The organism is Flammeovirga agarivorans, from assembly GCF_012641475.1.
Taxonomy (GTDB): domain Bacteria; phylum Bacteroidota; class Bacteroidia; order Cytophagales; family Flammeovirgaceae; genus Flammeovirga; species Flammeovirga agarivorans.
On the sequence record NZ_JABAIL010000039.1, the window covers coordinates 1 to 1,937 of the forward strand.

2 protein-coding genes are annotated in these 1,937 nt (G+C 31.6%); both read right to left on the bottom strand.

Annotated elements, in window-relative coordinates; translation table 11 throughout:
• Positions 1-138: 138 nt before the first annotated feature.
• A complete protein-coding gene (locus HGP29_RS28055) occupies positions 139-732 on the bottom strand; it encodes an RDD family protein (RefSeq protein ID WP_168885791.1) in 594 nt (197 codons plus the stop codon).
• Positions 733-838: 106 nt separating this feature from the next.
• The gene (locus HGP29_RS28060) at positions 839-1,846 is read right to left on the bottom strand and encodes a HEPN domain-containing protein (protein WP_168885792.1); all 1,008 of its coding nucleotides are present in this window, start codon (positions 1,844-1,846) and stop codon (positions 839-841) included.
• Positions 1,847-1,937: the final 91 nt, after the last annotated feature.

Sequence of the window (1,937 nt, forward strand, 5' to 3'; positions counted from 1 at the left end):
ATTTTATTAAAATTATAATTAATCATTTCTAATTTTGATATTTGTACTTACTAGACAATACCACACAACGTAAATGCTAAACTACGACCAGCGGGTGTGTCACCCGATGGATGGAGATTAGCTAATGTTACCTACTTTTTATGCTATTTGAGTTGTATCCATATTTTTGATTTCTTGTAACCTTTTCAACTCTTCTTCAGTTACAACATACGTTTTTGACCATTTGTCATGCCAACCCCTACTCGGGTTATCAATACAACTTAATGCGTCAAAAGGATTTATTATTCTTACGATACTTCGCAACAATAACTGTTTCCTCGATGGTTTATTTAAATACTCATCTATTACATAGCTTGAAGTTAAATATTTACCAGGAGTTCGTTGAAAATAGAATTCAAAAATAAAACAATAGGTGGGGAAACCACTTCCAAAAACCATAACACTAAATAAAATACTAAACAAAAAACCCTTTATTAAATTATCTTTACTTACTTCATCTAACATTGTTATTTCAGGATTGAAGTAAAGAAATGGTTCCAAAAATAAGAATCTAGTAATTAAGGAGTATAAAATAAAATCTGCTAAAAAATGTGCGAATCGAGGACCAGGTTTTATAGAGTTAACTGTTATGGGAAATTCGTATAATTCTTCAACTTGCACTCTATTTCCATATTCATCTCTTTGCGTTCTTGTAAGAAGTTTTTCTTCTGTATAGTCTGTAATTTTTTTCATTTGCTTTAGTTATAGGTACTAGTAATTGTAGGTAACGTAAATGCTAAACTACGACCAGCGGGTGCGTCACCCGATGGATGGAGATTAGCTATTGTTGTATGCCGTTTTATTTTTCAAATTCATATTCAGATACTTTATACCAAGTCGATATATTGCCTTTAAATTCGGTATAGTTTTCTGAAATTTCTTCTTTTTGTCCAAACCCCAACTCGGTCATTCTCTTATCCAAATCGTCTATCTTTGGTAAGTCATGTAAAAGCATTTCTATAATCATTCTAGATGCTAGTATCTGAGCGTATTCAAAAAACAAATCAAACTTTTTAAAATCTTTACTAGACATTCCTGAGTGAACTAGTTTTGAACGATAACCATAAAGTTGATTAGCCTTTTTATAAATTTTCTTTCCTCTTTCATTCGAATCTGAACATAATACAGACAGATTTCTTCTAAATCTATAGGATAATTGTTCTTTTCCAGGAACAATTGTCTCCAAGCATATACACAAACAAATAAAAGACATTTCTCTACTATTTACTCTGAACGATTCAGAATAGTACTTTATTGCATTTTGTATGTAGTCCCTTTTTTTATAATTATCCTTATAATAAACTAAGAATTCGTTTGTCTGCTTTAAGTTTTCCTCAGGATATATGAAGTATTGTTCTTGAGGCTCTTCATACTTATACCAGTGATAATTGTCGAAAGTAGACCAACTGGCAAAGTAGATACCTTTGTCTTCAAAATATTGAGCTCCTAAAGTATTTTGAATATGAATCACTGAAGGATGAATAACTCTTATGGCTTCAATTGCTTCAAAGTAATCATCTTCTGTTGGGGGATTTTTTAAGTCTAAAGGCCAAAGAAGATTCATATATTCCCAATCTCTATTTCGTCCAACACCATTTTCCCTACCTTGAGATACTTCTTTCACAAGTTTCCAATTTCTTTCTTCTTGATCTTTTAATGAAATGGAATGAATATATTTCTCAGTATTATTATCTTCTACAAGTCCACCTTGTATTCCCCAATGACTTAAGTCTATATTACTAAAGTCAATATACGTACCACCTACCACTGCAAAGTGTAAGTATGATTCATTTGTTTTAGCTTCCATTTTATTTATTAATGGCATACAACGTGATGACTAAACTACGTGAGCGGTTGTGTCAACCGTGATTGGAGTTTAGTTGATGTTGGAGGTAGTA